At 73.6% G+C, this 26,791-nt stretch carries 22 protein-coding genes; 13 read left to right on the forward strand and 9 right to left on the reverse strand.

All coding sequences use genetic code 11. The features are described 5' to 3' along the window. The first annotated feature begins 21 nt into the window (after nt 1-21). The 6 genes from J0911_RS04785 (at nt 22) to J0911_RS04810 (ending at nt 10,098) form a co-directional block, all read left to right on the forward strand. On the forward strand, nt 22-1,932 hold the full coding sequence (locus J0911_RS04785) for a VWA domain-containing protein (protein WP_207274324.1): 1,911 nt from the start codon (nt 22-24) through the stop codon (nt 1,930-1,932). Next, nucleotides 1,929-3,305 (forward strand): extracellular solute-binding protein, encoded by a 1,377-nt coding sequence (locus J0911_RS04790; protein ID WP_207274325.1) that lies wholly within the window; start codon nt 1,929-1,931, stop codon nt 3,303-3,305. Before J0911_RS04785 ends, J0911_RS04790 begins: the two co-directional genes overlap by 4 nt. Before the next feature lie 157 nt (nt 3,306-3,462). After that, nucleotides 3,463-4,164 (forward strand): DnaE2-dependent mutagenesis accessory factor ImuA', encoded by a 702-nt coding sequence (gene imuA', locus J0911_RS04795; protein ID WP_207274326.1) that lies wholly within the window; start codon nt 3,463-3,465, stop codon nt 4,162-4,164. Further along, the gene (locus J0911_RS04800; RefSeq protein ID WP_207274327.1) at nt 4,161-5,738 is read left to right on the forward strand and encodes a DNA polymerase Y family protein; all 1,578 of its coding nucleotides are present in this window, start codon (nt 4,161-4,163) and stop codon (nt 5,736-5,738) included. The genes imuA' and J0911_RS04800 overlap by 4 nt, the downstream gene beginning before the upstream one ends. Beyond that, on the forward strand, nt 5,731-9,108 hold the full coding sequence (locus tag J0911_RS04805; RefSeq protein ID WP_207274328.1) for an error-prone DNA polymerase: 3,378 nt from the start codon (nt 5,731-5,733) through the stop codon (nt 9,106-9,108). Before J0911_RS04800 ends, J0911_RS04805 begins: the two co-directional genes overlap by 8 nt. 153 nt (nt 9,109-9,261) lie before the next feature. Continuing rightward, nucleotides 9,262-10,098, forward strand: coding sequence for a hypothetical protein (locus J0911_RS04810; RefSeq protein ID WP_207274329.1), 837 nt, complete (start codon nt 9,262-9,264; stop codon nt 10,096-10,098). Nucleotides 10,099-10,153: 55 nt separating this feature from the next. Here the strand turns inward: J0911_RS04810 and J0911_RS04815 are convergent, their stop codons facing one another. Then, nucleotides 10,154-10,621, reverse strand: a complete 468-nt coding sequence (locus tag J0911_RS04815; RefSeq protein WP_207274330.1) for an Lrp/AsnC family transcriptional regulator — start codon at nt 10,619-10,621, stop codon at nt 10,154-10,156. Between the two features lie 59 nt (nt 10,622-10,680). On the opposite strand from J0911_RS04815, the gene J0911_RS04820 reads away from it, so the two are divergent. Beyond that, nucleotides 10,681-11,862 (forward strand): trans-sulfuration enzyme family protein, encoded by a 1,182-nt coding sequence (locus J0911_RS04820; RefSeq protein WP_207274331.1) that lies wholly within the window; start codon nt 10,681-10,683, stop codon nt 11,860-11,862. Between the two features lie 42 nt (nt 11,863-11,904). On the opposite strand, the gene J0911_RS04825 is transcribed toward J0911_RS04820, so the two are convergent. Both J0911_RS04825 and J0911_RS04830 read right to left on the reverse strand, forming a co-directional pair. After that, nucleotides 11,905-12,300 carry an ArsR/SmtB family transcription factor gene (locus J0911_RS04825; protein ID WP_307864914.1) on the reverse strand — a complete coding sequence of 132 codons (396 nt, stop codon included), beginning with the start codon at nt 12,298-12,300 and terminating at the stop codon, nt 11,905-11,907. Nucleotides 12,301-12,311: 11 nt separating this feature from the next. After that, nucleotides 12,312-12,956: an SRPBCC family protein gene (locus J0911_RS04830; protein ID WP_207274333.1), complete on the reverse strand. Its 645-nt coding sequence runs from the start codon at nt 12,954-12,956 to the stop codon at nt 12,312-12,314. 59 nt (nt 12,957-13,015) lie between these two features. On the opposite strand from J0911_RS04830, the gene J0911_RS04835 reads away from it, so the two are divergent. Then, nucleotides 13,016-13,921 carry a hypothetical protein gene (locus tag J0911_RS04835; protein WP_207274334.1) on the forward strand — a complete coding sequence of 302 codons (906 nt, stop codon included), beginning with the start codon at nt 13,016-13,018 and terminating at the stop codon, nt 13,919-13,921. Nucleotides 13,922-13,940: 19 nt separating this feature from the next. Here the strand turns inward: J0911_RS04835 and J0911_RS04840 are convergent, their stop codons facing one another. The 3 genes from J0911_RS04840 to J0911_RS04850 form a co-directional block, all read right to left on the reverse strand. Beyond that, a complete protein-coding gene (locus J0911_RS04840) occupies nt 13,941-14,795 on the reverse strand; it encodes a serine protein kinase RIO (protein WP_207274335.1) in 855 nt (284 codons plus the stop codon). Nucleotides 14,796-15,084: 289 nt separating this feature from the next. Next, nucleotides 15,085-16,992: a serine/threonine-protein kinase gene (locus J0911_RS04845; RefSeq protein WP_207274336.1), complete on the reverse strand. Its 1,908-nt coding sequence runs from the start codon at nt 16,990-16,992 to the stop codon at nt 15,085-15,087. A 392-nt stretch (nt 16,993-17,384) separates the two neighbouring features. Beyond that, nucleotides 17,385-19,496 (reverse strand): serine/threonine protein kinase, encoded by a 2,112-nt coding sequence (locus tag J0911_RS04850; RefSeq protein ID WP_207274337.1) that lies wholly within the window; start codon nt 19,494-19,496, stop codon nt 17,385-17,387. Nucleotides 19,497-19,793: 297 nt separating this feature from the next. Here J0911_RS04850 and J0911_RS04855 point away from each other — a divergent pair, with 297 nt between their 5' ends. Next, entirely contained in the window at nt 19,794-21,608 is a 1,815-nt protein-coding gene (locus tag J0911_RS04855) for an AAA family ATPase (protein WP_242636297.1), read from the forward strand. A gap of 3 nt (nt 21,609-21,611) precedes the next feature. On the opposite strand, the gene J0911_RS04860 is transcribed toward J0911_RS04855, so the two are convergent. Next, nucleotides 21,612-22,430: a metal-dependent hydrolase gene (locus J0911_RS04860; RefSeq protein WP_207274338.1), complete on the reverse strand. Its 819-nt coding sequence runs from the start codon at nt 22,428-22,430 to the stop codon at nt 21,612-21,614. Nucleotides 22,431-22,936: 506 nt separating this feature from the next. On the opposite strand from J0911_RS04860, the gene J0911_RS04865 reads away from it, so the two are divergent. Both J0911_RS04865 and J0911_RS04870 read left to right on the forward strand, forming a co-directional pair. Then, on the forward strand, nt 22,937-23,407 hold the full coding sequence (locus J0911_RS04865) for an HNH endonuclease (RefSeq protein WP_207274339.1): 471 nt from the start codon (nt 22,937-22,939) through the stop codon (nt 23,405-23,407). 77 nt (nt 23,408-23,484) lie between these two features. Then, entirely contained in the window at nt 23,485-23,943 is a 459-nt protein-coding gene (locus J0911_RS04870) for a GNAT family N-acetyltransferase (protein WP_307864915.1), read from the forward strand. Here the strand turns inward: J0911_RS04870 and J0911_RS04875 are convergent. Then, the gene (locus tag J0911_RS04875; RefSeq protein WP_207274341.1) at nt 23,930-24,418 is read right to left on the reverse strand and encodes an HtaA domain-containing protein; all 489 of its coding nucleotides are present in this window, start codon (nt 24,416-24,418) and stop codon (nt 23,930-23,932) included. The genes J0911_RS04870 and J0911_RS04875 overlap by 14 nt on opposite strands. Nucleotides 24,419-24,509: 91 nt before the next feature. On the opposite strand from J0911_RS04875, the gene J0911_RS04880 reads away from it, so the two are divergent. Next, the gene (locus tag J0911_RS04880) at nt 24,510-25,781 is read left to right on the forward strand and encodes an arginine deiminase (RefSeq protein ID WP_207274342.1); all 1,272 of its coding nucleotides are present in this window, start codon (nt 24,510-24,512) and stop codon (nt 25,779-25,781) included. A 20-nt stretch (nt 25,782-25,801) separates the two neighbouring features. Continuing rightward, nucleotides 25,802-26,242 carry a GNAT family N-acetyltransferase gene (locus J0911_RS04885; RefSeq protein WP_307864916.1) on the forward strand — a complete coding sequence of 147 codons (441 nt, stop codon included), beginning with the start codon at nt 25,802-25,804 and terminating at the stop codon, nt 26,240-26,242. 104 nt (nt 26,243-26,346) lie between these two features. Here the strand turns inward: J0911_RS04885 and J0911_RS04890 are convergent, their stop codons facing one another. Then, a complete protein-coding gene (locus J0911_RS04890; RefSeq protein WP_207274343.1) occupies nt 26,347-26,736 on the reverse strand; it encodes a TFIIB-type zinc ribbon-containing protein in 390 nt (129 codons plus the stop codon). Nucleotides 26,737-26,791: the final 55 nt, after the last annotated feature.

Genomic DNA, 26,791 nt, shown 5'->3' on the forward strand with positions numbered 1-26,791 from the left:
GGCGATGGACAGAGGAGTCCGATGTCAGGCGCGATCGACGAGCACCGTGGCGAGCCCGACGGCGGCGAGCAGAGCACTGCCCGGGGCCAGCTGGTTCTCCTGCTCGACCTGCTGGCGACGGTGATGGCCATGCTGGCGACCTGGGTGACGGTCCAGGTGCTGTCGAACGCCTTGCTGGCGGCCGCCGCGGTGGTCCTCCTCGTCGCCCTCGCGGTCGTGCTGTGGTTCTACTCCTGGTTCCGCCGCAGGTGGCGGTGGATGGTCGGGGCGCTGGGCACGGTCTCGGGCCTGGCCCTGGTGGTCCTGCTGGTTCTTCACCACGAACGTCTGGCGACGTGGTGGGACCGGGTGCAGGAGTGCGGCGACCCGACCGAGCTCGCCGTCATGGTCCCGCGGCACGACGCCACCGGTCTCGCGGAGGTGGCGCGGCGGTTCGAACGCGAGCACTCGCCTCACGGCTGTCCCGACCACCACGTGCGGGTGTTCGGCGTCGACTGGTCCACGACGGCCGACTCCCTGCGGGCAGGATGGGGAGACCCGCAGGACGGGCAGGGTGACGGCCTGACGCCCTTGCGCGACGTCGGTCCTCGTCCGGACGCGCTGGTCGTGGAGTCGAGTGCGCAGGCCGCCCCCGTGGCCGACGGCGCGGACGGGCGCCTGATCGGCGGGACCCCGTTGGTCGTGGCCGTACCCGAGGAGTTCGGGGACGACGTCGCCCGGCTCGTCCGTGCCGGCGACGGCGTCGCCGAGGTGCTGGGTGCCGCCCGGGCGGCCGGCCTGGACGTGGTTCGCGCCAACCCGGACTCGTCGTTCGCGGCCGCACGCCACACCCACGCGTTGTACGCGCCGGAGAGCTTCGGCGAGATCGGGGAACGCAAGGCGCTGGAGCGTGACATCGGCCGCGCACTGGAGAATGCCGGTCTGCCGCTCGGGGACGACGTCGCGCTCCTGTGCGGTGTCGCGTCCTCGGGCTCCGGGAACACCGCTCTCCCGGTCGCCGTGCTGACGACCGAGCACGCGCTCCTGTCGTTCCGGCGGACGGGCGGCTGCCCGGCGGACCGGTCGCCGGGGACCATGCGCGCGCTGTATCCGGCCGACACGGGAAGCCTCGACTACCATGTGATGACGACCGGTACCGGGTCCGGCCGGGCGGTCGAGGCCGCCGACGCCTTCGCCACCTGGCTGACGGGGGATCGGGGGCAGGCCGCTCTGCGGGAGGAGCTGCGGATCCGTGACGTCAGCGGACGGCTGCCCGCCGATCCCGGTCCAGGGGTCGACGACTCGCCGGTGGACCCGGAGAAGCTGCGGGTGGCGCACACCCGGATCGAGGCGACGCTCGGCGACCACCAGCGGGCGCGGCGTCCCGCCCGGGTGCTGGTGCTGATGGACGCCTCGGCCTCCATGGCGACACCCGCCGACGTCGGCTCGGCCCGCATTGATGTCGCCGTCGCCGGCGTGCTCGCGGCGGCCGAGCACGTGGACGGGCGGGACGAACTGGGGCTGTGGACGTTCCACGGGTCTCCCGCGTCGAGTCCGGAGACCCTGGTCGACCTCGGCGGCGAGGACGTCGCGGGCGAGCTCGCTCGTGTCCGGCCGTCGGGCGGCACGCCGCTGTACGACGGGATCGAGGAGGCCCTTTCCTTCCTGGGGGACGGCGCGGACGGCTCGGACCTCCGGGCGGTGGTGGTGCTCACGGACGGGGAGGACGACCCGGGCGGTTCGGCGCCGACGGTTGGCCCGGAGCGTCTCGTGGCGCGAGGCGCGGGCGCCACGGGGGTGCGCCTGTACGCGGTCGCCGTGGGTGAGGCGTCGTGCCGGAGGACCGATCTGGCACGCATCACCGCCGCGTGGAACGGGGCGTGCCACGAGAGCTCGCTCGCGGGGCTCGACCTGACGATGGACCGGCTCTTCACCCAGCTCGGAGGGCGATGATGCACGATCTGCTCTCCCGTCGCGGGTTCCTCGTCGGAGTGGGCGCTCTGGCCGGAGCGTGTGCCGCCGCGGGGCTGCTCCCCTTGCTGGAGAGGGGCCGGTCCATGGAGAAGCTCGCCGCCGGCCATGTCCTGACCGTGCTCAGCGGCCGGGACGAGTCGGACGGCCGGCAGCGCCACGCGTTGATCGATCTCTGGAACCGCCACTACGGCCAGGCGCATCCGGCACGGCTCGTCGAGGTCTCGAGCAACGCGGACCTGGCGTACAGCACGCTGCTGTCCACCGCCCAGGCGGGCGATGCTCACGTGGACGTCTACAACCTCGACATCCCGTGGGTGCCGTTGTTCGCCGAGCGGGGCTACGTCCGGGAGCTGGACGGGGTCGAGCGGGCGGGCTTCCTGGCGGCTCCGTGGGGCGCCGGGGTCTGGGACGGCCGGCTCCACGCGTTGCCGTTCAACTCGGACGTCGGCCTGCTGTACTACAACGCCGACCTGCTGGACGAGTACCACCGCCGTACCGGCGGCACCCCCGGGCCCGGCTTCCTGCCCGAGCGGTGGCCGGACCTCGCGGACCTCGCGCGGACGGTGGCCGAACGTCTCGCGGGTGTCCGCGCGCCGGACCGGCCTGCCGTGGAGGCCGGGATCGCCCTCCAGCTCTCCGACTACGAGGGGTTCACGGTCGGGGTCTGGGAGGCGCTGGAGTCCGCGGGCGCCGTGTCGCTCGACCACGCGGGGTACCCGGTGCTCGGGGACGGCGCCGGGGACGCGCTGGCGCGGATGGCGGGCTGGCTGGGCACTGCCGTCCTGGAGGACTCGCTGGCGTTCGACGAGCAGGGGTCGCTCGCTGCCTTCGTGGCCGGCCGGACGGTCTTCCTGCGGCACTGGCCACGGGCGCTGCGTGTACTGCGCGGAGCGGATGCCGCACCGTTCCGCGTGGGCATGGCGAGGCTGCCTGGCGCGGTGCTCGGCGGGCAGAGCCTCGCGATCTCCACCGCGTCACGGTATCCCGTGGCGGCCCAGCGGCTCGTCGAGTTCCTCACGAACGAGCGCAGCCAGCAGATGCTCTTCGAGCGCGGGGGCTTCGCGTCCTCCCGGTGGGCCCCGTACGACGACCCCTCGGCGTCGTGGGCGCCGGCCGCCGAGGAGCCCTCCGAGAGCACGTCGGTCGTGGTGCCGTCGGCCGACGACGCGAAGCGTGTGCTCTCGGACGCGCTCGACACCGCGTCGAGCCGTCCTCGGCTGCTGCACTACGCGGTGTTCAGCGAGTCGTTCCGTGCCCACGTCCGGCCCGTGCTGGCCGGGGACCGACCTCCGGATCCCGGGCGCCTCGCCGAGGTGGTCGAGGCCGCCGTGCACGGGAAGGTCGTGTGGTGAGGCGGGCCTGAGCCGCCGGAGCGCAGTCCTGGCCAGTGCGGTTGACAGGCGAACGACACCACTGTGTACTGATGAGGTCATCGAACACGTGTTCGATGTCGTGAACATCAGTCTTGCTCGACCGGCCCGTTCCGGCAGCACCATCGCTGGAGGGCAGATGACCGCTATCCCTCAGGCCGTCCCGGAGTACGACGAGGAGCAGCACGCGGCGCGGCACGGCCGCGCGCTGAGCGCCCTGCGAGCCGTCGAGACGCGTACCGGCGTCCGCGCACACACCCCCGCGCGGCGGCAGGAGCCCGGGCCGGGAGCGGCGATCCTGCCGGTCGGCCCCGCGGTGGCACACCTGCTGCCCGACGCCGGCCTCGTCGCCGGGACCACCGTGGTGGTGTCGGGGTCGACGACGCTGCTGCTCGCCCTGCTGGCCGCCCCGTCACGCGCGGGCGCGTGGACGGTGTTCACCGGCCACCCGGAGGTGGGGCTGGCCGCCGCCGCCGGAGCCGGATGCGCCCTGGACCGCGTCCTCTGCGTCCCGGACCCGGGCGCGGACGCCCCGGCCGTGCTTGCCGCCCTCCTGGACGGGATGGACCTCGTGGTCGTCGGCCCCCGTGCGGCTCTCCTGGACGCCGACCGCCGCCGCCTCACGGCGCGCGCCCGGGAACGGGGCACGGTACTGCTCGTCGCACAGGACGCCGCCTGGCCCGGCGCGCACGTCGTCCTGTCCGCGGGCCCCGGCACCTGGGAGGGCGTCGACCACGGCGCGGGCCATCTGCGGCGCCGCACCCTGACCGTGTACCGCACGGGCCGTGGCGACGCCGCCCGTCCGGCCGCCCTGCGCTGCACCCCGGTGGCGGCGGGATGAGCGGTGTCCGGACCGCCGTGGTGTGGGTGCCGGACTGGCCCGTCGTGGCCGCGATGGCGGCGGCCGGCACAGGCGCGCACCTGCCCGCGGCGGTGCTGGGTGCCGGGCAGCGGGTCGTCGCGGTGAGCGCGCCCGCACGCGCGGCCGGGGTGCGCCGCGGCATGCGGCGTCGCACGGCGCAGCAGCAGTGCGCCGGCCTGGTCGTCCTTCTCGCCGACGACGCGCGTGACGCCGCCGGCTTCGAACCCGTCGCGGCCGCGGCGGAGACCGTCGTGGCGGGGATCGAGGTGGTTCGCCCCGGGCTGCTGCTCCTGGGCTCCGACGGCGCCGCCCGCTACCACGGGTCGGAGCACGAGCTGGCGCGCGAGCTCACCGAGGCGGTCGCCCGGGACGCGGGCCACGAGTGCCGGGCCGGTGTCGCCGACGGCTTCCTCGCGGCCGTGCTCGCCGCCCGCGACGAGACCGTCGTGCCGCACGGGGGATCGGCCGCCTGGCTCGCCCCGCGCCCGGCCGCCGACCTGCGGCACGCCCGCCCGGACGACTCCGCTCTGGCCGACCTCCTCGACCTGTGGGGACGCCTCGGCCTGCGCACCCTCGGTGACGTGGCGGCACTCCCCGCCGGGAGCGTCCGCGCCCGCTTCGGGCCGCTCGGCACCTGGGCCCGCCGCCTGGCACTCGCCGAGGACGCGCGCCCGCCGGCCCGCCGCCGGGCCGAGACCGGCATCACCGCGACCACCGAGCTCGATCCCCCCGCGTCGCGGGCCGACGTCGCCGCGTTCGCCGCCCGCCGCGTCGCCGAGGACCTGCACGCACAACTGGTCGCCCGGGGCATGGCCTGCGGCCGCGTCGTCGTGACGGCCGACGCCGCCGACCCCGTCACCGGCGAGCCACGGACCTGCGAGCGGGTCTGGCGCACCGACGACGCCACGGGTATGTCCGCCGCCCGCCTCACCGACCGTGTCCGCTGGCAGCTCACGGGCTGGCTGACCCACGGCACCCCGGAACCCGCACCGATCACCCGGATCACCCTCACCGCCGACGAGATCGCCCCCGCGGGAGCCACCCAACCTGCCCTCTGGGGGGCGTCCGCCGGGGAAGGCCTGCGCGCGGTCCGCGCCGCCGAGCGCGTCCAGGCCCTGCGCGGCGCCCCGGGCGTGCTCGCCCCGCGCCCGCAGGGTGGCCGCGACCCGCGCTCCCGGATCCAGTTCGTGCCGTTCGGGGAGGACGTCCCGCCCGAACGCGCCCCGGACCGGCCGTGGCCGGGCGCCCTCCCGGATCCCGCGCCCGCCGTCGTGCTCACCGACCCCCTCCCGGTCCGGGTGCTGGACGCGACCGGTGCCGACGTCGTCGTCGACGTACGCCTCGGCATGAGCGGCGAGCCCGCGCTGGTGCGCAGCGAGCGCGGCGCCGCGCGCGTCACCGACTGGGGCGGGCCGTGGCCCGTGGTCGAACGGTGGTGGCGGCCCGACGGCGCCGCTCGCAGCGTCTACCTGCAGATCGTGACCGACGACGGCGACGGGCTCCTCCTCGCCCAGACCGACGGCACCTGGCGACTGGAGGCCCGCTATGACTGAGTACGCCGAACTGCACGCGCACTCCGCCTACAGCTTCCTCGACGGCGCCTCCCAGCCCGAGGTGCTCGCCGCCGAGGGAGCCCGGCTCGGACTGAAGGCCCTCGCGATCACCGACCACGACGGCCTGTACGGGGTGGTGCGCTTCTCCGAGGCAGCCAGGAACGTGGGGCTCGGCACCGTGTTCGGAGCGGAACTCCACCTGCCGGCCCCCGGGGCCACCGGCCCGGTGCTCGACCAGCCCACCGGCGTCCCCGACCCCCGGGCGACGCACCTGGTCGCCCTGGCACGCGGAGCCGGCGGCTACCGCGGCCTGTCGTCCGCCATCGGCACCGCACACCTGGACGCGGGCGCCAAGGGCGTGGCCCACCACACCCTCGAAGGCCTCGGGGAACGAGCACGCGGCGAATGGCTCGTGCTCACCGGATGCCGCAAGGGAGCCGTCCGCCGCGCGCTCGCCGGACCCGGCGCACGGGCCGCCCGCCTGGACGCCGCCCGCCGCGAGCTGCGCGCACTGACCGCCACGTTCGGCCGGGACAACGTCGCCGTCGAGATCACCGCCACCGGCGACCCCCGCGACGCCGACCTGCACGACGCGCTGGCCCTGCTCGCGGACGAGGCCCGGCTACCCCTGGTCGCGACCACCGCCGCGCACTACGCCCGCCCCTCGGACGCCGACCTCGCGGGGGCGCTCGCGGCCGTGCGGGCCCGCTCCAGCCTGGACGACCTGGACGGCTTCCTGCCGGGCGCGCCCGTGGCCCACCTGCGTTCGGGCGCGGAGATGGCGCGGCTGCACGCCCGGCACCCCGAGGCGGTGGCGAACTCCGCGCGCCTGGGCTCCGAATGCGCCTTCGACCTGCAACTCGTCCGCCCGAACCTGCCGCCCCACCCCGTCCCCGACGGCCACGACGAGGCGAGCTGGCTGCGCGAGCTCACCTACCGCGGGGCCGAGAAGCGCTACGGACGGCGGCCGGGAACACCGGCGGGTGACGGCCTCGTCGCACGTGCCTGGGCGCAGATCGAGCACGAGCTGAAGATCATCATCCAGATGCACTTCCCGGGATACTTCCTGCTCGTGCACTCCCTCGTGGAGTTCTGCCGCGACCGCGGCATCCTGTGCCAGGGGCGGGGGAGCGCCGCGAACTCCGCGGTCTGCTACGCGCTGGGCATCACCGCCGTCGACGCCGTCCGGCACGACCTGCTGTTCGAACGGTTCCTCGCCCCGGAACGCGACGGCCCGCCGGACATCGACCTGGACATCGAGTCCGTGCGCCGCGAGGAGGTCATCCAGCACGTGTACGACCGGTTCGGCCGCACGCACGCCGCGCAGGTCGCAAACGTCATCACCTACCGCCCCCGGTCCGCCGTCCGGGACGCGTCCCGCGCGCTCGGGTACGACACCGGGCAGGCGGACGCCTGGTCCAGGAGCATCGAGCAGTGGGGCAGCCTGAAGCCGCAGGGCACCCCGCGACCGCCGTCGGCGGAGCACCGGTTCGAGGACGTCCTCGCCGCCGAGCCGCGCGAGCCCGGCCGGCCCCGGTCCGACGACACGCACGACGTCGTACCCCACCACGCGCCGCCGTCGGCGGCCGAGGAGGGCCGCATCCCGCCCGACGTGATCGACCTCGCCGACCGCATGCTCCGCCTGCCACGGCATCTGGGCATCCACTCCGGCGGCATGGTGATGTGCGACCGGCCCGTCATCGAGGTGTGCCCCGTGGAGTGGGCGCGCAGGGAGGGACGCACCGTCCTCCAGTGGGACAAGGAGGACTGCGCCGACGCCGGGCTGGTGAAGTTCGACCTGCTCGGGCTCGGGATGCTCACCGCGATCCGGTACGCGTTCGAGTCGATCGCCGGGCACACCGGCGAACACCTCACCCTCCACGACCTGCCGCCCGAGGACGAACGCGTCTACGACCTGCTCTGCGAGGCCGACACCGTCGGCGTGTTCCAGGTGGAGTCCCGCGCCCAGATGGCGACCCTCCCGCGGCTGCGGCCGAGGACGTTCTACGACATCGTCGTCGAGGTCGCCCTCATCCGCCCCGGCCCCATCCAGGGCGGATCCGTGCACCCGTACATCGAGCGTGCGCAGGCCCGGGCACGCGGACGGCGCGAGATCCACTACCCGCACCCCCTGCTGGAGAACGCGCTGCGACGCACCCTCGGCGTACCGCTCTTCCAGGAACAGCTCATGCAGATGGCGATCGACGCCGCCGGGTTCACCCCGGCCGAGTCGGACCGGCTCCGCCGCGCCATGGGCTCCAAGCGCAGCGTCGAACGGATGGAGGCCCTCCGGGCACGACTGCACGCCGGCATGGCCGAGCGAGGCGTCCCCGAACCCGTGCGCGACGAGATCTACGAGAAGCTGAAGGCGTTCGCCGACTTCGGGTTCCCCGAGTCGCACGCCTACTCCTTCGCCTACCTCGTCTACGCCAGCGCCTGGCTCAAGGTGCACCACCCCGCCGCCTTCTACGCCGGACTGCTGGCCGCCCAGCCGATGGGGTTCTACTCGCCGCAGTCGCTGGTCGCCGACGCCCGCCGGCACGGTGTGCGGGTACTGCGCCCGGACGTGAACGCGTCGCGCGCGCTCGCGTGCGTCGAGGCGACGGACGACGGCGGGCTCGATCGCCCGGCCCGCGGGCCGGCGCGGCTCGTGCGGGCGGACCCGGCGCTCGCCGTACGGATGGGGCTCGCCGAGGTCACGGGGATCGGCGAGGACGTGGCCGAGAAGGTCGTCGCGGCCAGGCCGGCTCCGGGAGGGTTCGACGACCTGCGGGACCTGGTCCGGCGCGTGAACCTCACGACCGGTCAGCTGGAGGCGCTCGCGACCGCCGGGGCGCTGGGATCGCTGGGCCTGACGCGCCGTGCGGCGCTGTGGGCGGCGGGCGCCCTGGGCCAGGAGGGGCCGCACACCTTGCCCGGGGTGAGCGCGGGCACGGAGGCACCCGAGCTGCCAGGGATGTCCGAGACGGAGGAGGTCCAGGCCGACGCGTGGGCCACGGGGGTGACGCCCGACTCCTACCCGACGCAGTACGTGCGCGAGGGGCTGAGCGCGGCGGGCGTGCGCACGGTGGCGGAGGCGGTGGTGACCGAGCCGGGCCGGCGGATCGCCGTCGGCGGCGTGGTGACGCATCGCCAGAGACCCGGTACCGCGGGTGGGGTGACGTTCCTCTCGCTCGAGGACGAGACCGGGCTGCTCAACGTGGTCTGCACGCCCGGGCTGTGGCGGCGGTTCCGCCAGGTGGCGAGGTCGGCGCCCGCGATGGTGGTGCGCGGGCGCGTGGAGTCGGCCGACGGCGCGGTGAATCTCCTCGCGGAGCATCTGGCGCCGTTGAGCCTGCCCACGGCCGCGAGATCACGCGACTTCCGGTGACCGTGAGGGTGATTCAGCGCCGTATATCACGACCCACCGGGCGTGGATCCTTTACCCGTGCTTATCGTGCCAGGCATGGAGGAGCAAGGGGAAAACAGGGAAATCTGGACCTCCGCACTCGAGGGGGAAACGGACGCACGCTGGCGGAGGCCGGTGATCGCGACCAGCGTCAGCGCACTCGTGGCGGCCCTCGTGTGCGGCGGCGGCCTGGCGCTGGCACACCGGGGAGACGCCTCGGGACCGACGGGGGCGGCCGGCACCGCCAGCCCGTTGCCGATCCCGATGATCATGTCGGTGGAGGACCTGGAGGGCGTGGACCCGCACGACCTGCCCGGCAGCCTGGAGCGGGCGACCGTCCGGCTCGCCGAGGCGGTCCGGGCCGGTGAGGGCGTCTACGTGGCGGCCCGGCCGACCGCCCCGCCGCGTGCGCTCGAACGGCTGCGTACGGCGCTCGACGAGGCGTCCGCGGCACTGGAGGAGAAGCCCGGCCGCGACGCGACGGCGAAGCAGCTCACCTCGCGGGTGGAGGCCCTGGACGGTCTGCGTGCGAAGATCCTCGACGCCGCGGCGCGGATCACCGCGGTCCGGACCGTTCCGAGCTCGGAGCTGCCGCCGGGCACCACCACCCTCGTCGCACCGGACGACGACGGCCTGGTGCTGGCCGACGACGGCACCGCCGAGCCGACCGGGGGGACCTCCGGCGGGGACACCGTCCGGGCGGACGGGTCGGAGGGCTCGGGTTCGAACGGCTCCGGGTCCGGCTCGGGGACGGGCTCCGGGTCCGGAGGCTCCGGGTCCGGGTCCGGCGGGAGCGGCTCCGGAGACTCGGGGGGCTCCGGGGGCTCGGGATCGGGCGGGAACGGAGGAAACGGTGCGGACGACGACCCGGCCGCCACGCCCACCCCCACGCCGACGCCCACTCCGGCGCCGTCTCCCGCCCCGTCGAGCCCTTCGCCCACCCCCGCGCCGTCGCCCACGTCCTCGCTCTGAAGGGGCTGCTCGCTCTGAAAGGGCGGGGCACGGCGCGCCGGCACGGCCGGCCTGATCAGGCCGGGGCGACCGGGCCGCCCGCCCACGAGGCGAACACCAGGTCCGTCTGGACCCGGCCGACCTCACGGCGTGCGGTCAGGTCGAGCACGAGGTGCTGGAGGTCGTCGGTGTCCGTGCAGGCGACGTGGACCAGGAAGTCGTCGGGGCCCGTGACGTGGTGCACCGCCCGGGTCTGCGGGAGCTGCCGTGCCCACTCGACGAACGGGCCCAGCAGCGGCCGCGAGTGCGACGCGAGTCGGACGGCGAGCACGGCCTGCAGCCCGCGCCCGACGGCCGCCGGGTCGATCTCGGCCCGGTAGCCGCGGATCACGCCGGTGTCCTGCAGCCGCTGGGTCCTGGCGAGGCAGGTCGACGGCGCGACGCCGACCCGCTGCGCCAGCGCCTTGTTCGCCAGGCGCCCGTCCTGCTGCAGTTCCCGCAGGATCGCCAGGTCCACCGAATCGAGGCGCACTTCTCGGGTCATGGGCCGAATGTCTATCAGAGCACGGCCCGGAACTCCGCATCGTGTGCGAGAAGTACGCCATGGATTCGCACACTGGGTCTGCCGTACACCGGTCCGTCGCCACCCGCGCCGTGCACGCTGGCAGGGACGATCTCACCGATCTCGGCCTGCACGCCCCGCCCCTCGACCTGTCCACCACGTACCCGTCCCGGGACGCGGCCGCGGAGGCCGCCCGGCTGGACGCCTTCACGGAGGGGAAGGACGACGGCGGTCCGCCCATCTACGCCCGCGCCGCGAACACCACGGTGCGCCGGTTCGAGCGGGCGCTGGCCGAGCTGGAGGGAGCCGAGGCGGCCGTCGCGTTCGCCAGCGGGATGGCGGCCCTGTCGGCCGTCCTGCTGGCGCGGGTCGCGGCCGGGCGGCCCCACGTCGTCGCGGTGCGCCCGCTGTACGGGACGAGTGATCACCTGCTGGACTCCGGGCTGCTGGGAACCACCACGACGTTCGTGTCGGCCAAGGAGGCGCCGTCGGCCCTCACGGACGCCACGGGACTGGTGGTCGTGGAGACACCGGCCAACCCGACGCTGTCCGAGGTCGACATCCAGGAACTCGCCGACGCCTGCGCCCCCGTCCCGGTGCTGGTCGACAACACGTTCGCGACGCCCGCACTGCAGCGGCCGCTCGCGCACGGCGCGGCGATGACGCTGCACAGCGCCACCAAGTACCTGGGCGGGCACGGCGACGTGATGGGTGGCGTGGTCGCGTGCTCCGAGGAGTTCGCCCGCGCGCTGCGGCAGGTCCGGTTCGTCACCGGTGGCGTGCTGCACCCGCTCGCCGGGTACCAGCTCCACCGGGGGCTGACGACCCTGCCCGTGCGGATGCGGGCCCAGTCGGCGGGTGCGGCCGAGCTGGCCCGGCGCCTGCTGGGGCACCCCGCGGTGGCCCGCGTCCACTATCCCGGGCTCGACGGCGCGCCCCGGCCCGCGGGCCAGATGGCCGGCGGGGGCGCGATGGTCGCGTTCGAGGTGACGGGGGAGGCGCGCGCGCTGATCGGGGCCGTGCGTCTGATCACCCCGGCCGTCAGCCTGGGCAGCGTCGACAGCCTGATCCAGCACCCGGCGTCCATCAGCCACCACATCATGGACGAGGACTCCCGCGCGGACGCGGGGATCCCGGAGAACCTGGTGCGCCTCTCGGTCGGCCTGGAGGACGTGGAGGACCTGTGGGGTGACCTGGACCAGGCGCTCCGCACCGTCCGATAAAAAGTGTGCCAAGCGCGTCGCGCCGGCGGGTCCGCCGGGTCGTCAGCCCGTCCCACGGGCGGATTCCCCGGGCGGCGACGTCCTCCGGCGCCGTTCCCGTCTGCCTCGGGCGAGTTCCGTGGCGAGGGCGTCGAGCGGCTGGGCGAACGTGTCCTCGAAGCGGGCGAGCCATTCCCGGGCGGCGGCCGTACCGGCGTCGTCCACCGCGTAGAGGCGGCGGGTGCCCTCGGCGCGGACCCGCACCAGCCCGGCGTCCCGCAGCACGCGCAGGTGCTGCGAGACGGCCGGCTGGGAGATGCGCACGCGCTCCTGCAGGGCCGCGACCAGCGCGCCCGCCGGCTGCTCGCCACCGGCGAGCAGCTCCAGGAGGCGGCGCCGCACCGGGTCGCCGAGCGCCTCGAAGACACCCTCGCGAGCGGAGTCGGGGCTTCCGGCCACGGATGCCGCCATCAGGCCTCGGGCGGCGTGGTGTAGAAGGCGAGGACCGCGGCGGCGGAGGCGCGCGCGGCTGCCTCGTCGTCGCCGGCCGCGATCGCGGCGCGCGCCCAGTCGTCGGCGGCGACGCGGACGAAGTCCTTGCCCTGGGGGCCGACGGACCACGCCTCGGCCTCGGCCGGGTCGTTCGCCTCGCCGGTGGCGAGGTGCAGGCCCAGCCCCATGAGCCCGAGGTCCCAGCCGACGCCGACGGCGCCCGGGCCGTACCGTGCCCAGAAGTCCGGGTCGACGGCCGACTCATGGGTGAGCTCGAGCGTCGTGCCGCCGTCGGCCTCGGTCAGGACGACCGTGACCCATGACGTCCCTCCGCCGAACTCCCACGTGATGCCGAAGGACTCGGGCGCCGTGCAGCTCTCCACCGTGCCGGAGGCGTTGCCCTCGATCTGGAAGCGGCCGCCGAGGTCGAGTTCCCCGCTGACGGGCGCGAACCAGCGGGGGAGGCGTTCGGGGTTCGTGACGGCGTCCCACACGTCGGCGCGCTCGGCGTCGTAGGTACGGCGGGCGACGACGGTCTTCGTGGGCGTGTCGTCACGGGTGCCGTCACGGACCTCGCGGGTGACGAGACCCGCGGTGGCGGCGGGGTCGATGGCGATGGGCATGTCTGCTCCTTACATAAGCGGATGCTTATATTTAACCACGGTCGCTAGAGTGGCGCGCGATGGGCAAGTACTCAGAGAACGTCGGCGAGTGGGTCTACGAGCGGCGGTCCGCCTTCGTGGCGGGCACCGGTGCGCTCGTGGTCACCATGCTCTGCGCGGGCGGGGCCGTCGCCCTCATGATCGACGACCAGCCCCGCTACGAGGCGGGCGCCGCCGCCGAGACCGTGCTGATCCCGGCGATCGTGACCGCGGACACCGCCGTCGCCGAGAGCGACGTCGCGCCGGGCTCCGTCGACCGGCTGGTCGACGAGTCCCGCGACCGTTCGGTCCAGACGATCGCGGCCGCCGAGGTCGTCTACGACGCCGCCGAGCGGTCGGCCGTGGCGGCCCCCACCACGCTGCTGCGGCTGCGCGGTGCCCTCGACGAGGCCTCGCGTGTCGTGGAGGAGGACCTGCCGGACGACGCGAGCCAGGAACGGCGTGAGCGGCACCTGCGGGAGCTGGAGACCCAGCGTGCCTCCGTCCTCGACGCCGCCTCGGTGGTCACCCAGGTGCGCCGCGTCCCGGCCGAGCAGCTGCCCGAGGGGACGACGACGGTCACCGACCCGGTGGTCGAGCCACCCGAGCAACCGGAGGACGGGTCCGCGCGCGAGCCGTCGGAGCAGCCGTCCGGGCAGCCGAGCGACACACCGTTCGACGGGCCGACCGACCTCCCGGTGCCTCCGCCGTCGGGCGAGCCGAGCGGCGGGCCCTCCGCCGACACGCCCGGCGACCCCTCGGATGGGCCGTCGGCCGGGACCGTCCCCGCGCCCTCCCAGGACCCGACGACGAGCCCGCCGGCGGAACCGGAGGACGGCGGGCTCGCCGACGATCTCGGAGGGCTGTTCGACAAGGGCGCGGCCACCGACGACGGCACGGCCACCGACGGCCCCACACCGTCCCCCAGCGGGACTCCGGCCGGCTGACCGCCGCCGGCGCGGCGGCTCACCAGGCCTGCGCGAGAAGGTCCGCGAAGAGCGCGTCGGGATCGTGGTCGAGACCACGCGCCGCGAACCAGGCGCACATGTGGCGGCAGTCGCGCAGGAGGATCTCGGACGCGAACGGGTTGGACGCCAGATCGACCACCTGCGGCAGGTCGATGATCACGAGCCGCTCGCCGTGCGCCAGCACGTTGTACGGGGACAGGTCGCCGTGTGCGTACCCGAGCCGGGCCAGCACGGACATCCCGGCGGTCAGCTGCTCCCAGTAGGACTCCAGGAGCTCCGCGCCGGGACGCTCCCGGGCGAGCCGTGGTGCGGCGACGATCTCGCCCGAGCCGGGGTCGACGTCGCCGACGAACTCCATGAGGATCTCGGTCCCGTCGATCTGCACCGGGTAGGGGACCGGTGCGCCGGCCTCCCACGCCTCGGTCATGGCCACGAACTCGGCGTCTGCCCACTGGGTGGCCGCCACCGCACGACCCCAGCGGGACTTGCGGTCGTCGACGGCGCGCTGGTCACGCGTGCGGCGGGTGCGACGGCCCTCGGTGTAGTCGCCGTCGCGGTGGAACGTGGTGTGCTCGCGGCCCCGGTAGCGCTTGGCCACCAGCAGGCAGGTGGGGGACGGCAAGGCGTCGTCGGCCGCGGGCACGCCGCGTTCGATCAGGAACGCGTCCGCCTCCTTGCCGGTCTTGAGGACGCCGAGCTCGGTGTCCAACGCGGCGTCGGACGTGACGAGCCAGTCCGGTCGCGGCTCCGGGCCGCGCTGGCCCTTCGCGACGGACCGCCACGTGGACCAGCGCTGTCCTGGCCCTGGTTCGGCCAGGTACGGGGAATCGGGTGCTGCGGGAAAACGGGACAACGGGTGCTCCTCGGAAGCGGGAGCACGGCGCGACCGTGCGGTTCAGACGGTCGGCGCGTGCTCCGGACAGCAGGTGGCGTCTGCCGCAGCCGTGCCCGCGGGGTGCGAGGGGTGTGCGGCGAGCGTCAGGGCCTCGTCCATGACGCCACCTCCTTCCGGGAAGCCGGCGTGGGCGCCGGGAGTACGTTGGCCGGTCCCCGTCCGGGGACCGTGAGGCTCACCCTGGCACCGGAACCTGGACGCGCGCCAGGGATTTTCCCCTGCCGTTCCTGTGCGCCCCGACGAGGTCCTACATCGCCAGGAAGACCGCGCCGCCCGTCACGAGCAACATCCCGACCGCGTAGAACCACATGTGCATCCGGTGCCCGGCGGACCGCAGCAGCAGCGCCGCGAGCAGCGCACATGCCGCGACCACCGGGCCCTCCGCGGGCCGCACGAGGTCGGCCGGCAGGCTCGTGACGTAGGTCAGCCACGGCGTCATCGCCGTCGGCCCGACAAGGCCCGCGGTGAGTGCCACCGCGCCGAGCAGCAGCAGGCGAGGCACCCAGCGCAGCAGGGCGCCGACGAACCGTGCGGTCCTGCCGCGCCGGGGTGGGGCGGCAGGGACGGGCTGCGCGGCCGGTGCCGGGGGCTGCGCCGGGCGCGGGCGGGCAGCGGGCATCGGCCGGGTCGCGCCGACGGCCTGCCGTACGGGCCCGGCGGCCGCCGACGGGGTGGCACCCGGCGTGGAGCGGGGCCGGACCGACGGCGGCTGCGACCGAGGCAGTGCGGAGGTGGCCGGTGCGGTCCGGGCCGCCGACGACCGGGCGGGCGGGTTCGGCGCGGGACCGAGATGCTTCACCGAGCTCGTGTGCGGTGCGGGCCCCAGGTGTTTCACGGGGCTCCGGCGCGGGGCGTACGACGGTGGCGCGGGCTCCTGCGGCGGGCGCGCGGCGGCCTGCTCCCGGGTCGGCGCGGGGTCGGGCTTCCGGAAGTTCCGCCAGCCGCGCAGCGTGTCCGCGTGACCGTCAGGAGGCGTCGCCGCGCGCCACCTCATCGCCTGCCAGATCCAGTCCTTGATCTCCGCCGGGGTGTGCCCGCCGGCCGCGTCGGCGCCGAGGTGCGCGACGTGGTCGGCGATGACCTGGGAGGCGGCCCCGTCGAACCCGTCGGCGTGCACCTCGGACAGGACGTTCATGAGCTCGCGGTCGTACACGAGGGCGTGCCACGGCTCCCGGACGCGTCCCGGGGAGTCGGTGTCCGAGGGATCGCCGGCGGAGCCGGGGCCCCGTTCGAACACCTTGGTCGGCCGTTCGGGAGAGGAGGGCAGGACCGCCGTCGCGGGGAGGATCGCGCGCTCGGCGGCGGTGACGCCGTCCGCGACGAGGCGCTCCGTGACCAGAAGGGTCGGGTCCGCGTCCGCACCGCGGAGCCGGGCGCGGACGACGCCCGCGATGTTCGCCAGGGGTGGGCGGTGTGCCGGCTGGTAGCGGGTCATCGCCAGGATCAGCGGCAGCAGGTGCCGGTCGATCTCCGGCGGCTCGGTACCGGGCGTGGCCTCGACCAGGTCCTCGACGGTCAGGTCCCGCCCGAGGAAGTTGAGGTCCGGGGGGAGCGCCCCCGTGCTCGCGAACACGAGCAGCAGGCCCAGGCTGTAGACGTCCGAGCGGGGATGCACACGGCGCCCGAACAGTTCGGGCGCCATGTAGGACACCGTCCCGGCGGGCTGGGTCGATGTCGCGGCGTCGAAGACCTTGGCGATACCGAGGTCGATCAGGACGGCACGTTCACCGTCGACCATGATGTTCGCCGGCTTGAGGTCCCGGTGCAGGCAGCGTGCGTCCTGCAGCACCAGCAACGCGTCGACCACCTGCTCCGCGAGGCGCAGCGCGGCACGGCCCGGCAGCGGTCCGTGGGCCCGCACCCGGTCCAGGAGGGTGCTGCCGGGTACGAGCTCCATCGCGAACCACGGCTGCGCGGCGTCCATGTCCGCCTCCACGAACCGCGGGAAGCCGCGGCCGCCCAGCCGCTCCAGCAGCCGCGCCTCCTGCTCGAAGCGGTCCCGCGCGTCGTCGGGCAGGCCGGTCAGGACCTTGACGGCGACCTCGCCGCCGTCCTCGGCCTCGGCCCGGTACACGTGGGCGAACCCGCCGTGGCCGAGCGACTCGCCGAGCGTGTAACCACCCACGCGTTCCCCGCTCGCGGGGATGCGCCGCACCGGCCGGACGGGGAGGGGAGGCGGGGGAGCCGGAGTCTCGACCTCGACTCGAGGGTTGGTCCGGTCCTCGGGTTCGACCTGAGGTTCATGGTTCGCCCGCGAAACCGCCGAACCTTCAAGTTCGGGTTGAACCTTGACGGCTGAACCGCTCGGGACAGGCTCTGCTGCGCCCCCGGCGCCGCCCTCCTCGGGTTCCGGAGGCGGGGGAGGCGGCGGAACCGCACCGGAGTCGGAGGGCGCGGACACGCCGTCGTCGACGTCCGGTGGTGGGGGAATCTGCTCGGCCCGGGGCATGTGCGCAAGGTACCAAGACGGCGCCCAGGTTCTGGGACAAATCGCTGCTCTGTGGGTGATATGTGACCATCGGCCCGACGTGCTCCGGCCGCGCGTCGTCAGAAGGGCCAGATGGAGTCGAAGAAGTCCTCGCCGGTCTCCCGCGCCTGTTCCTCGATCTGGTCCTGCTGCTCCCGCACGGTGTCGTCGAGCTGGTCCTGGAGGTTGTCCTGCTGATCCTCGATGCCCTGCTCGATGCTGTTGCCGATGTCCTCGCGGGCGTTCTCCACGCTCTCGGTCACCGCCGCGACGACACCCTGCACTGCGAGCACCACCACCCAGACGCCGATGGTGAGGAAGTACGGCCACAGGCGCCGCCGTCGTGCCTCCGACCTGCCCGCCACCCGCGTCACCATGTTCAGGACGCCCGCCAGCACGAGGCCGAGGAGGGGGATCGCGAGGTTCGCCATGGTGCCTGACCACTCCCACGGCAGGTTCAGCGTCAGCAGGAGCCAGTCGCCCAGCGCGCGGAAGAGCGGCGCCTGCGACATGTCCGGCATCGCGTCGAAGCCCGGGACGAGGCGGATCACCTGGTAGACCGCGATGCCCAGCAGGACGGCCGGGATCACGCCGAGCAGCATGCTGACGAACCGCCATCCCGGATCGTCGTCCCGGCGGTCGTCGCGTCGGTCGTCGCGCGCGCGGTCCCGCTCGTCGCGCCACGGCGGCTGCGGTTCCGGGTGCGACGGCGACTGCGGCGGACGCCCTGGACCACCGTGCTGCGGCGGACCCGCCGGACCACCGTGCTGCGGCGGGTACCCCTGCTGGGCGGGCCCCGGCTGTCCGGCCGGCGGCTGCCCGTACGCCGGATATCCCTGCACCGGGGGCTGCTGCTGGGTGGGTGCCTGCTGCTGCACGGGTGGTTGCGGCCGGATCGACGCGGGCGGCGGGCCGGCCGGCGCGGGCGTCTGCACGGGACCGAACACCTCGGTCCGCGCCGCCGTGGGGCTCGTCGCCCGTGTGCCCGATCCCATCACCTGCGTGGCGGGCTCCATCGCCTGCGTGGGCGGCTCACCTCGGGTCGCCGCGGCCGCGGCACCTGCGCCCGCCACCCCGGCAGCCGCCGCGCCCGCGGCGAGGCTGCCCGCTGTCACGACCTCGGTGACGACGCCGCGCTCGACGCGCGTGGTCTCGGCGGCGTGCAGCAACCCGGGCTCCGGGGCCTGCTGCGAGGCGAGGGACACGACCGCACGGGCGATGTTGTGCAGGGGTGGGCGCTCGGCCGGGTCCTGCCGGGTCATGGCCAGGACCAGAGGGAGGATCGCCGGGTCCACCGGGCCGACGTCCTCGGGTGTCAGGTCCCTGCCCGTGAAGTTCAGGTCCGCCGGGAGCGACCCGGTGGCGCAGAAGACGAGCAGCAGCCCCAGGCTGTAGACGTCCGAGCGAGGGTGCGGCTTGCGCACGAACAGCTCGGGCGCCATGTAGGCGATGGTGCCGGCGGCGTGCGTGGAGGTCTGCGAACCGTGCCCCTTGGCGATGCCGAGATCGATGAGGACGCACCGGCCGTCCGAGACGATGATGTTGGCCGGCTTCACGTCCCGGTGGAGGTAGTGCTCCTCCTGGAGCACGGCCAGGGCGCCGGCGACGTCGTCGGCCACGCGAAGCAGGTCCTGGCGTGGAAGCGGTCCGTGCTCGTGCACCACCTGGGCGAGTGTCCTGCCCGGGACGAGCTCCATGGCGAACCACGGGGTAGGGGCGTCGAGGTCACCGCGCACGAAGGCCGGGAAACCGCGCCCGCCGAGCTGCTCCAGGAGCCGGGCCTCGGTGACGAAGCGATCGTGGGATCCGGCCTGCGAGTTCGTCAGGACCTTGAGGGCGACCACGCCGTCGGACGGATGCTCTGCCCGGTAGACGTGGGCGAAGCCGCCGTGACCGAGCGACTCGCGCAGCACGAAGCCACCGAGCACCTCACCCGTCGCGGGGACGTGGCCGGGCTGCTGGACGATCGCGGGCTGCCGGGCGGGGGAAGCCGTCCGCGTCGCCGGGGGCTGCACGCGGGTCGCGGACGGGTCACCGGTGGGGGCGCCCGGGTGCTGGACGCGCGTCGCGTACGGGTCCGGCACCGTTCCGGGCGGAGGCGGCGGCACCTGGGCGATGCCCGGCCGCACCTGGGTCGCCTCAGGATCCGGCGGGACCGCGCCGTGCGTGGGGCGGTACGTCTCGTCGGACATGAGAACTCCTTGGTACGGGACAAAATGCGCAGGTCAGCCCACAGAACAACCTACCAGCGCCGAAAGGCTGCCAGAATTGCGATCCGCAAACAACTTCATGGTTCCCGCGGAATGTTCACCCGCCGCCGTCCCGGTCCGATCCGGTGGGGTTGCCGGAATCCACCCGGCGGGGTTGCCGGAATCCAGCGGCCGAGTGGATGATCCCTGGTCGAAAGCGGCGTTTCCGGTCGCTTTCGAAGGCGAGATGGCGGAAGCTTGGGCGCAGCGAGACGAACAGCAAAGCCGAGGAGCACGCCGATGAGCGCGGAGACGGTGCGCAGCTGGCCTCAGATCGAGGCCGTGGTCAGGACGGACGGTTCTGGCGAGGTCCGGATCGACGGGAACGTCTACCCGGTGGTCGCCGGCAGCCTCGAGGAGGCGCGGATCGAGGTGTTGCGCCGAGTCACCGAGAACGCGGTCCACATGGGCCGTCCTGTGCGGGCGAGCGCGGAAGGGCCGGAGGGCGTGTGGAAGCTCGTCGTCCACCCCGACGGCACGGTCGTGCCGGAGGAGGACGGTCCGACGCCGACCGGAGCGACGCCGGCCGTCGAGCCCGCGCCGGACCCGGAACTGACCGTGCCGCGCGCTCCGCACCGCCGGACCGCCGAGGTTCCGCCCACCGCCGACGCGCTGCCCCCGCAGGGACGCGAGAGCGCGCCGGACGGGACGGTGCCGGACGAGACGGTGCCGGACGAGACGACGGTGGGCCGCCCTGCTCTCCACGGGCAGCCTCCCACCGAGCCGGTACCGGACGACGCCGTCTCGAACGGTGACGCTCCGAACGGCACCGCTCCGAACGGCACCGCTTCGAACGGCACCGCTCCGAACGGCACCGCTCTGAATGACGTCGCCGCGAACGGCACTGCACCGATCGACGCCGCGCCGATGGACGCCGCCGCCCCGATCGACGCCGCCCCGAGCGGTGCCCCGAACGGCACCGCCCCGCATGACGCGCTCCCTGCCGCGGACCACCCCGTGATGCGGGACGTCCGGGACGACGGAGCCTCGCACGACCGCACGTCGTCGGACGCCGGACGCCACAGTGCGCCGCCGCCGACCGCCGTGCCGCCGGAACCGGCAGGCGTCGCCGACTGGGTCCGCGGGGAGCAGGCGGTGGGGGTCCCGGAGGCGGAGCCGGTCGCCCGGACGCGTCGGGAGGGACGCGCCTCGTTCCTCACCCAGGTCTCCGTGGAGGAACCCGCCGAGCACGGTTTCCGCGGCTGGCTCACGCGGCTGGGCCTGCCGGTGGGGCCGAGCGAGGCCGAGCGGGCAGAGCGGGCGGACGAGCGCGACGTGAGCCAGCACTGGCCGGGCCCGCGCACCATCTCGATCGTGAACGGCAAGGGCGGGGCGGGCAAGACGCCGTCGTCCGTGCTGCTGTCCGCGGTGTTCGCGCAGTTCGGTGGCGCGGGCGTGGTGGCGTGGGACAACAACCAGACGCGCGGCACGCTCGGCTGGCGTACGGAGAAGGGGCCGCACGACGCCACGCTGCTCGACCTGCTGCCGCGTGCCGACCACCTGCTCGGGCCCTCCGCCCAGGCGGCGGACCTCGCCCGCTACGTGCACCACCAGACCCGGGACCGCTACGACGTGCTGCGTTCCAAGCCGATGGCGATGGCGAACGAGCAGCGGATCGGTCAGGCGGACGTGGACGCGATCCACGCCGTGCTGAGCAAGTACTACCGGCTGATCATCATCGACTCGGGCAACGACGAGTCCGACCCGATGTGGCAGCGGATGATCGACCACACGGATCAGCTCGTCATCGCCACGACCACGCGCGACGACCACGCCGAGGCCGGCGCTCTGCTGCTGGAGGGCCTGGCGGAGCGTGACGGACGGTCCGCCTACCTGGCGCAGCAGGCGGTGGCGGTGGTGAGCCAGGCGGACCAGAAGGCTCCCGCGGAGGAGGTGCGGAAGGTGGCCGCCGGGTACGAGACCATCGCGCGAGAGGTCGTCACGGTGCCGTTCGACCCGGGGATGGTCGACGGCCACCTGCGGTACGGCGCGCTGCGACCCGCGACACGGCGGGCCTGGCTCGCCGCGGGTGCCGCCGTGGCCAGAGGGCTCTGACGGTCACACCCAGGACATGACCTGTTCCCACAGCGGCATCGTGTCGTACCCCATCTGGTTGAGCAGCGCCCACACGATGCCGACCACCGCGTAGAGCGAGACCGGGACGAGCAGGATCCATTCGCGGACCGACCCGGCGTTGCCGATGATCGGCACGGCGATGTTGCCGCTGCGCCGCCAGAAGCTGTCGAGCTCGATGCCCCTGCCGTCGCGCATCCAGTAGGGCGACTTGAACCTTAGCGGCCAGAACAGGGGGACGCCGTTCGTCGTGATGAAGTCACCGAGGATGTGCACCACGCAGCCGAGGGCGACGCAGAACGGCATCCAGAACCATTCCTCGGGCGCGAAGATGGCGATGAGCGCGGCGAGGGTCAGCGACGTCGTCCAGGGCAGGACCTTGGTGTCGCGCGTGATCTTTAACGCCTTCAGTGCGAACGCGACCAGGAGGACGCACATGATGCCGGGGCCGATGAGCACGGTGCCGACACCCTCGATCCCGGTGTCCACGGACAGCAGGCTCAGGAACCACGCGATCGCGGTGAACACGGCCACGCCCAGGATGGAGTGCGTGCCCTTGCGATGCCCGCCGGACACCTTCTCGATGACCTTGACCACCCCGTCCGAGACAGGGGAGAGCGAGTTGGCGATGGTGCCGCTGTGGTGGTCGGCATCGGGCAGGAGCGCCGCACCGGCGCAGACCAGGGCGCCCGCGACGACACCGGTATGGGAGACCCCCTCGTACCAGCCGAACGCGAAGGGTGCGGTCGAGGTCACGGCGACCCAGGCAGCGGCGCCTGTCGCGGCGTGATGTCCTCCCATCATGGGATGTGGGCTCCTTCCAGCCTGGTGTCCGTTCCGACCGGAAACGCCCGGCCGAAGGGTAACGGTAGCGCGAGACGCCGACGTTCGGGGTGACCAGGCGTGACGCGGCGTGCTTCGGCGTGTCGCGCGGCGAACCCCCGAGCTTTGATGAATTCTTGGGGACAGATCCAGAAAAGGCATGGACGTGTCAAGCTCGCGTGTGTACCTTTTTTCACGACGAGGTCGCCCGGTCTCGTCACCTGGCTGTATCCACTGCCATCAATCGGCTGTATCGACACGAAAGGACGGGAAGCCCATGATCCGCTGCGCAGGCACCTCGTCCTACCCGACCACCGCGCAGCACCTCCTGGACGGCCGCGAGGCTCTCCGAGGCGCGATACGACGCTGAACCGGCGCGTTGCCGGACCAGCACTCGTGTGCCGCCTGGAGGACTTGCGTCCTGGGCGGCTTTTTCTTTGCACTTCCAGCACCGACGAAACGAACTTCTCACCCGAAAGGAGCGGACCGTGGCCGACGTCCTCGTACTCAATGCCGGCTACGAGCCGTTGCATCGCGTGTCGGTCAGGCATGCCATCGGGATGCTCGTGCGGGAGGTAGCGGTGGTGGAGGAGGCGGTCGACGGCCGCACCTTCGGACCGTTCCCCTTACCGCGCGTCCTGCGCCTGGTCCGGTACGTCGCGATGCGGTGGCTCTACAAGCGCAACGGCGCACCCGCCTGCACCAAGCAGGGAGTGAAGCGCCGTGACGGCGCCTGCGCCTACTGCGGCGGGCCCGCCGACACGGTGGACCACGTCGTGCCACGGTCGCGCGGGGGCCCGTCGACCTGGCTCAACCTCGTGGCCGCCTGCTACGAGTGCAACTCGTTCAAGGCGGACCGTACCCCCGCCGAGGCCGGGATGCTGCTGTACCTCACGCCGTACGTGCCGCGTGCCGAGTACGCGCGGGCGCGGCTGCAGCGCGCCGCCCGGATCGCGTAGCCGCGGCCGGTGGTGCGAGGGTTCCGAACACGGGAGGGAATGGCCTTCACGGGCCGGGACCTGACATGATCTCCCGCGTGCCCATCGAAGTGCGTGACGCCAACGCTGCCGACCTCGACGCCGTCGCCGGACTGTTCCTGCAGTACCTGGCCTTCTACGAGCACGCCGCCGACGAACAGCGCGTACGGGAGTTCCTGCGCGCGCGGTTCGCCTCCGACGACACGGTGCTGCTCATCGCCGAGCCCGACGGACAAGGTCCCGCCGTCGGGCTCGCTCAGGCATACCGCTCCTGGTCGTCGGTGAGCCTCGGACCCGTGTGGGTGCTCAACGACCTGTTCGTGGAACCTGCCGCCCGCGGCACCGGGGCGGGGCGCGTCCTCGTCCAGGCCATCTGCGAACGCGCGAGACAGGCAGGCGCGATCCGGGTCTCGCTCGCCACCGCCTGGGACAACGTCGCGGCCCAGGGGCTGTACGAGTCCGAGGGCTTCGCGCGCGACGTCTCCTTCCTGCACTACGTGAAGGTCATCGGCTCGTGACGTCCTCGCCGAAGTCGATGGTGACCGGCTCGAACCGGGTCCCCGCCGGGTAGTTGCCGCCCCACAGGCCCGCCCCCGCCTCGCTCACCTCGACCTGGGTCCAGCGCAGCAGGCGACCGCCGTCAGCCCCTTCCGGCTCACCGACGAGCCGGAACGCGTCCGTGCGGACCCCCGACTCGCGGTCCAGGACCGACATCGTCCAGCTATCCCCCTCGTCCGCGCGGACCTCCGGGTCACCGATCTCGCCGACGAACGAACCGAAGTGCCCGAAGAACGCGACCGAGCCGCCGAAGGCGAACGCGCGCGCGTCCGGCGTCGTCCCGCCGCCGGGCAGGGCGGCGGAACGTTCCACGTCCAGGCGGAACCAGAACGACGCTCCCTCACCTCCCACCTCGGGGTCCACGGCGAGGCGACCACCAGGCGCCCCGGCCACGTACATGAGCAGGCTCGGCTTGATTCCCCAGTCCAGATGCACGCGACGACCCTAACGCCTGGGTTCCTTCCTCGGCTCCACCCTGCGCTGCACGTTTCGTCGCCTCGTTGCCACCGACGTACCGTTGGCCGTTATGACGACCGCTTTCGCGACCCAGGACACCGGCCCGCGTCCCTCCGCCGCCTACGGCGTGCACTCCGAGGTGGGCAGGCTCCGCAAGGTCCTCGTCTGCGCGCCAGGACAGGCGCACCGCCGGCTCACACCGTCGAACTCCCACGGCCTGCTGTTCGACGACGTCCTCTGGGTCGAGCGGGCGCAGGCGGACCACGCCGCCTTCGTCGGGGAACTGGAGGCCCGCGGTGTCGAGGTCGTCGAACTGCACGCCGTGCTGGCGCAGACGCTGCGCGTCCCCGGGGCCCGCGACTGGCTGCTGGACCGCAAGATCGTGCCCCAGATCGTCGGCGACGGACTCGTCGAGGCCACTCGCGGGTACCTCGAGTCGCTGCCCCCGCACACGCTCGCGGAGTACCTGATCGGCGGGCTCGCGGTCGCGGACGTCCCCGAGCTACCGCCGGGGCACCGGGCGCTCGCCGCGTTCTCGCCGGACGAGCGGGAGTTCCTGATGCCGCCGCTGCCGAACACCCTGTTCACGCGCGACACGACGTGCTGGCTGTACGGAGGTGTCACGCTCAACCCGCTCTACTACCAGGCGCGCCGTGACGAGACGCTGCTGATGAAGGCGGTCTACGAGTTCCATCCGGACTTCGTCGGGTCGCGGGTGTGGTGGGGGGACCCGGAGGTGGACCACGGCCAGGCGACGTTCGAGGGCGGGGACATCATGCCGGTCGGCAACGGCACGGTGCTGATGGGCATGGGGGAGCGCACGTCGCGGCAGGCGATCACGCGGGTCGCCGGCCAGCTGTTCGCGGGAGGCGCGGCGGACCGGGTGGTCGTGGCGGGGATGCCGCGCCTGCGCTCGGCGATGCATCTCGACACCGTGATGACGTTCGTCGACGTGGACACCGTGACCGTCTACCCCCGGATCGTGGACGGCGTGCACCCGTTCGTGCTGCGGCCGGGCGATCGCGGCGAGGTGGTGGTGTCCGACGGGGGCGGCGCCACGTTCCTCGAGGTCGTCGCCGACGCCATGGGACTCGACGGCCTCCGGGTGATCGAGACGGGCGGGGACAGCTACGAGTCCGAACGGCAGCAGTGGGACAGCGGCAACAACGCCGTCGCCGTGGAACCCGGTGTCGTCTTCACCTATGACCGCAACACCACCACGAACGACCTCCTGCGCAAGGCGGGGATCGAGGTGCTGGAGATCGCGGGCGGTGAGCTGGGCCGCGGACGCGGCGGTGGTCACTGCATGACGTGCCCGATCATCCGGGACGCCGCGGACTGACGCGGTGCGATAATCCGCGGGTGGTACTCGAGATCCTTCCCCCGGACACCCCGCTCGCGTTTCGCGCCATGCGGGCGCTGCGCGGCCACCTCACGGACCCGGCGGCGTTCGCGACACAAGTCGACGAGGTCCAGCGGCCACAGGGCTACCGCCTCCTCGGCGCCTTCACCGAAAAGCGGAGCGAGCGAGCCGACGCCGTCGCCGTGCTGGGCTTCCGGTTCGCCACGAACCTCGCCTGGGGCCGGTTCTGCTACGTGGACGACCTGTCCACCGTGCCGGAGGCGCGGGGTGAGGGCCATGCCACCGCTCTCCTGGAGCGGGTGCACGAGATCGCCGCGGACGAGGGCGTGAGCATGGTGCATCTCGACTCGGGAGTGCAGCCGGAGCGTGCCGCGGCGCACGGGCTGTACTTCTCGCAGCGGTACCGGATCGCGTCGTACCACTTCGTGCGGGAGCCGTAGCTCCGTGCGGGAACCGTAGCCGGGCCCGCGAGGGCAGTCCCGGGTGCGCGGCGCCGAGGAGTCGGGCGGCACCGCGCACGAGGAAGGGTGGCCGGCTCCGCCCGTCAGAAGTCGAACAGTTCGCCGAGGAAGGACTCCTTGCGCTTGCGCTTGCTGTAGCGGGGGTCGTAGTGGTCCCGGCGGCGGTCGTCGTAGCGGCGATCGCCGTCGTACCGCCGCTCGCCGTCGTACCGCCGGTCGTCGCGGTACTGCGGCTGCTGGGGGACGGCCGGTGGCGCCGCCGGAACGGCGGCAGGGACCTGCGGCTGCGCCGCGGCCGTAGCCGGCTGGGGGCGCGCGTTCTCGGCGGCGATCTCGGCGTCGATCGAACGGTCGATGATCTTGTCGAGCTCGCCCCGGTCGAGCCAGACGCCGCGGCACTGCGGGCAGTAGTCGATCTCGACCCCCTTACGTTCCGACATGACGAGGTTCGCCTGATCGATGGGGCACTGCATGGTCGGGCTCCTTCGGTTTGCTTGCTTCCTGGTCAGGCTCAACGAACTCGACCCG

This window comes from Myceligenerans salitolerans, from assembly GCF_017349295.1.
Taxonomy (GTDB): Bacteria; Actinomycetota; Actinomycetes; order Actinomycetales; family Cellulomonadaceae; genus Myceligenerans; species Myceligenerans salitolerans.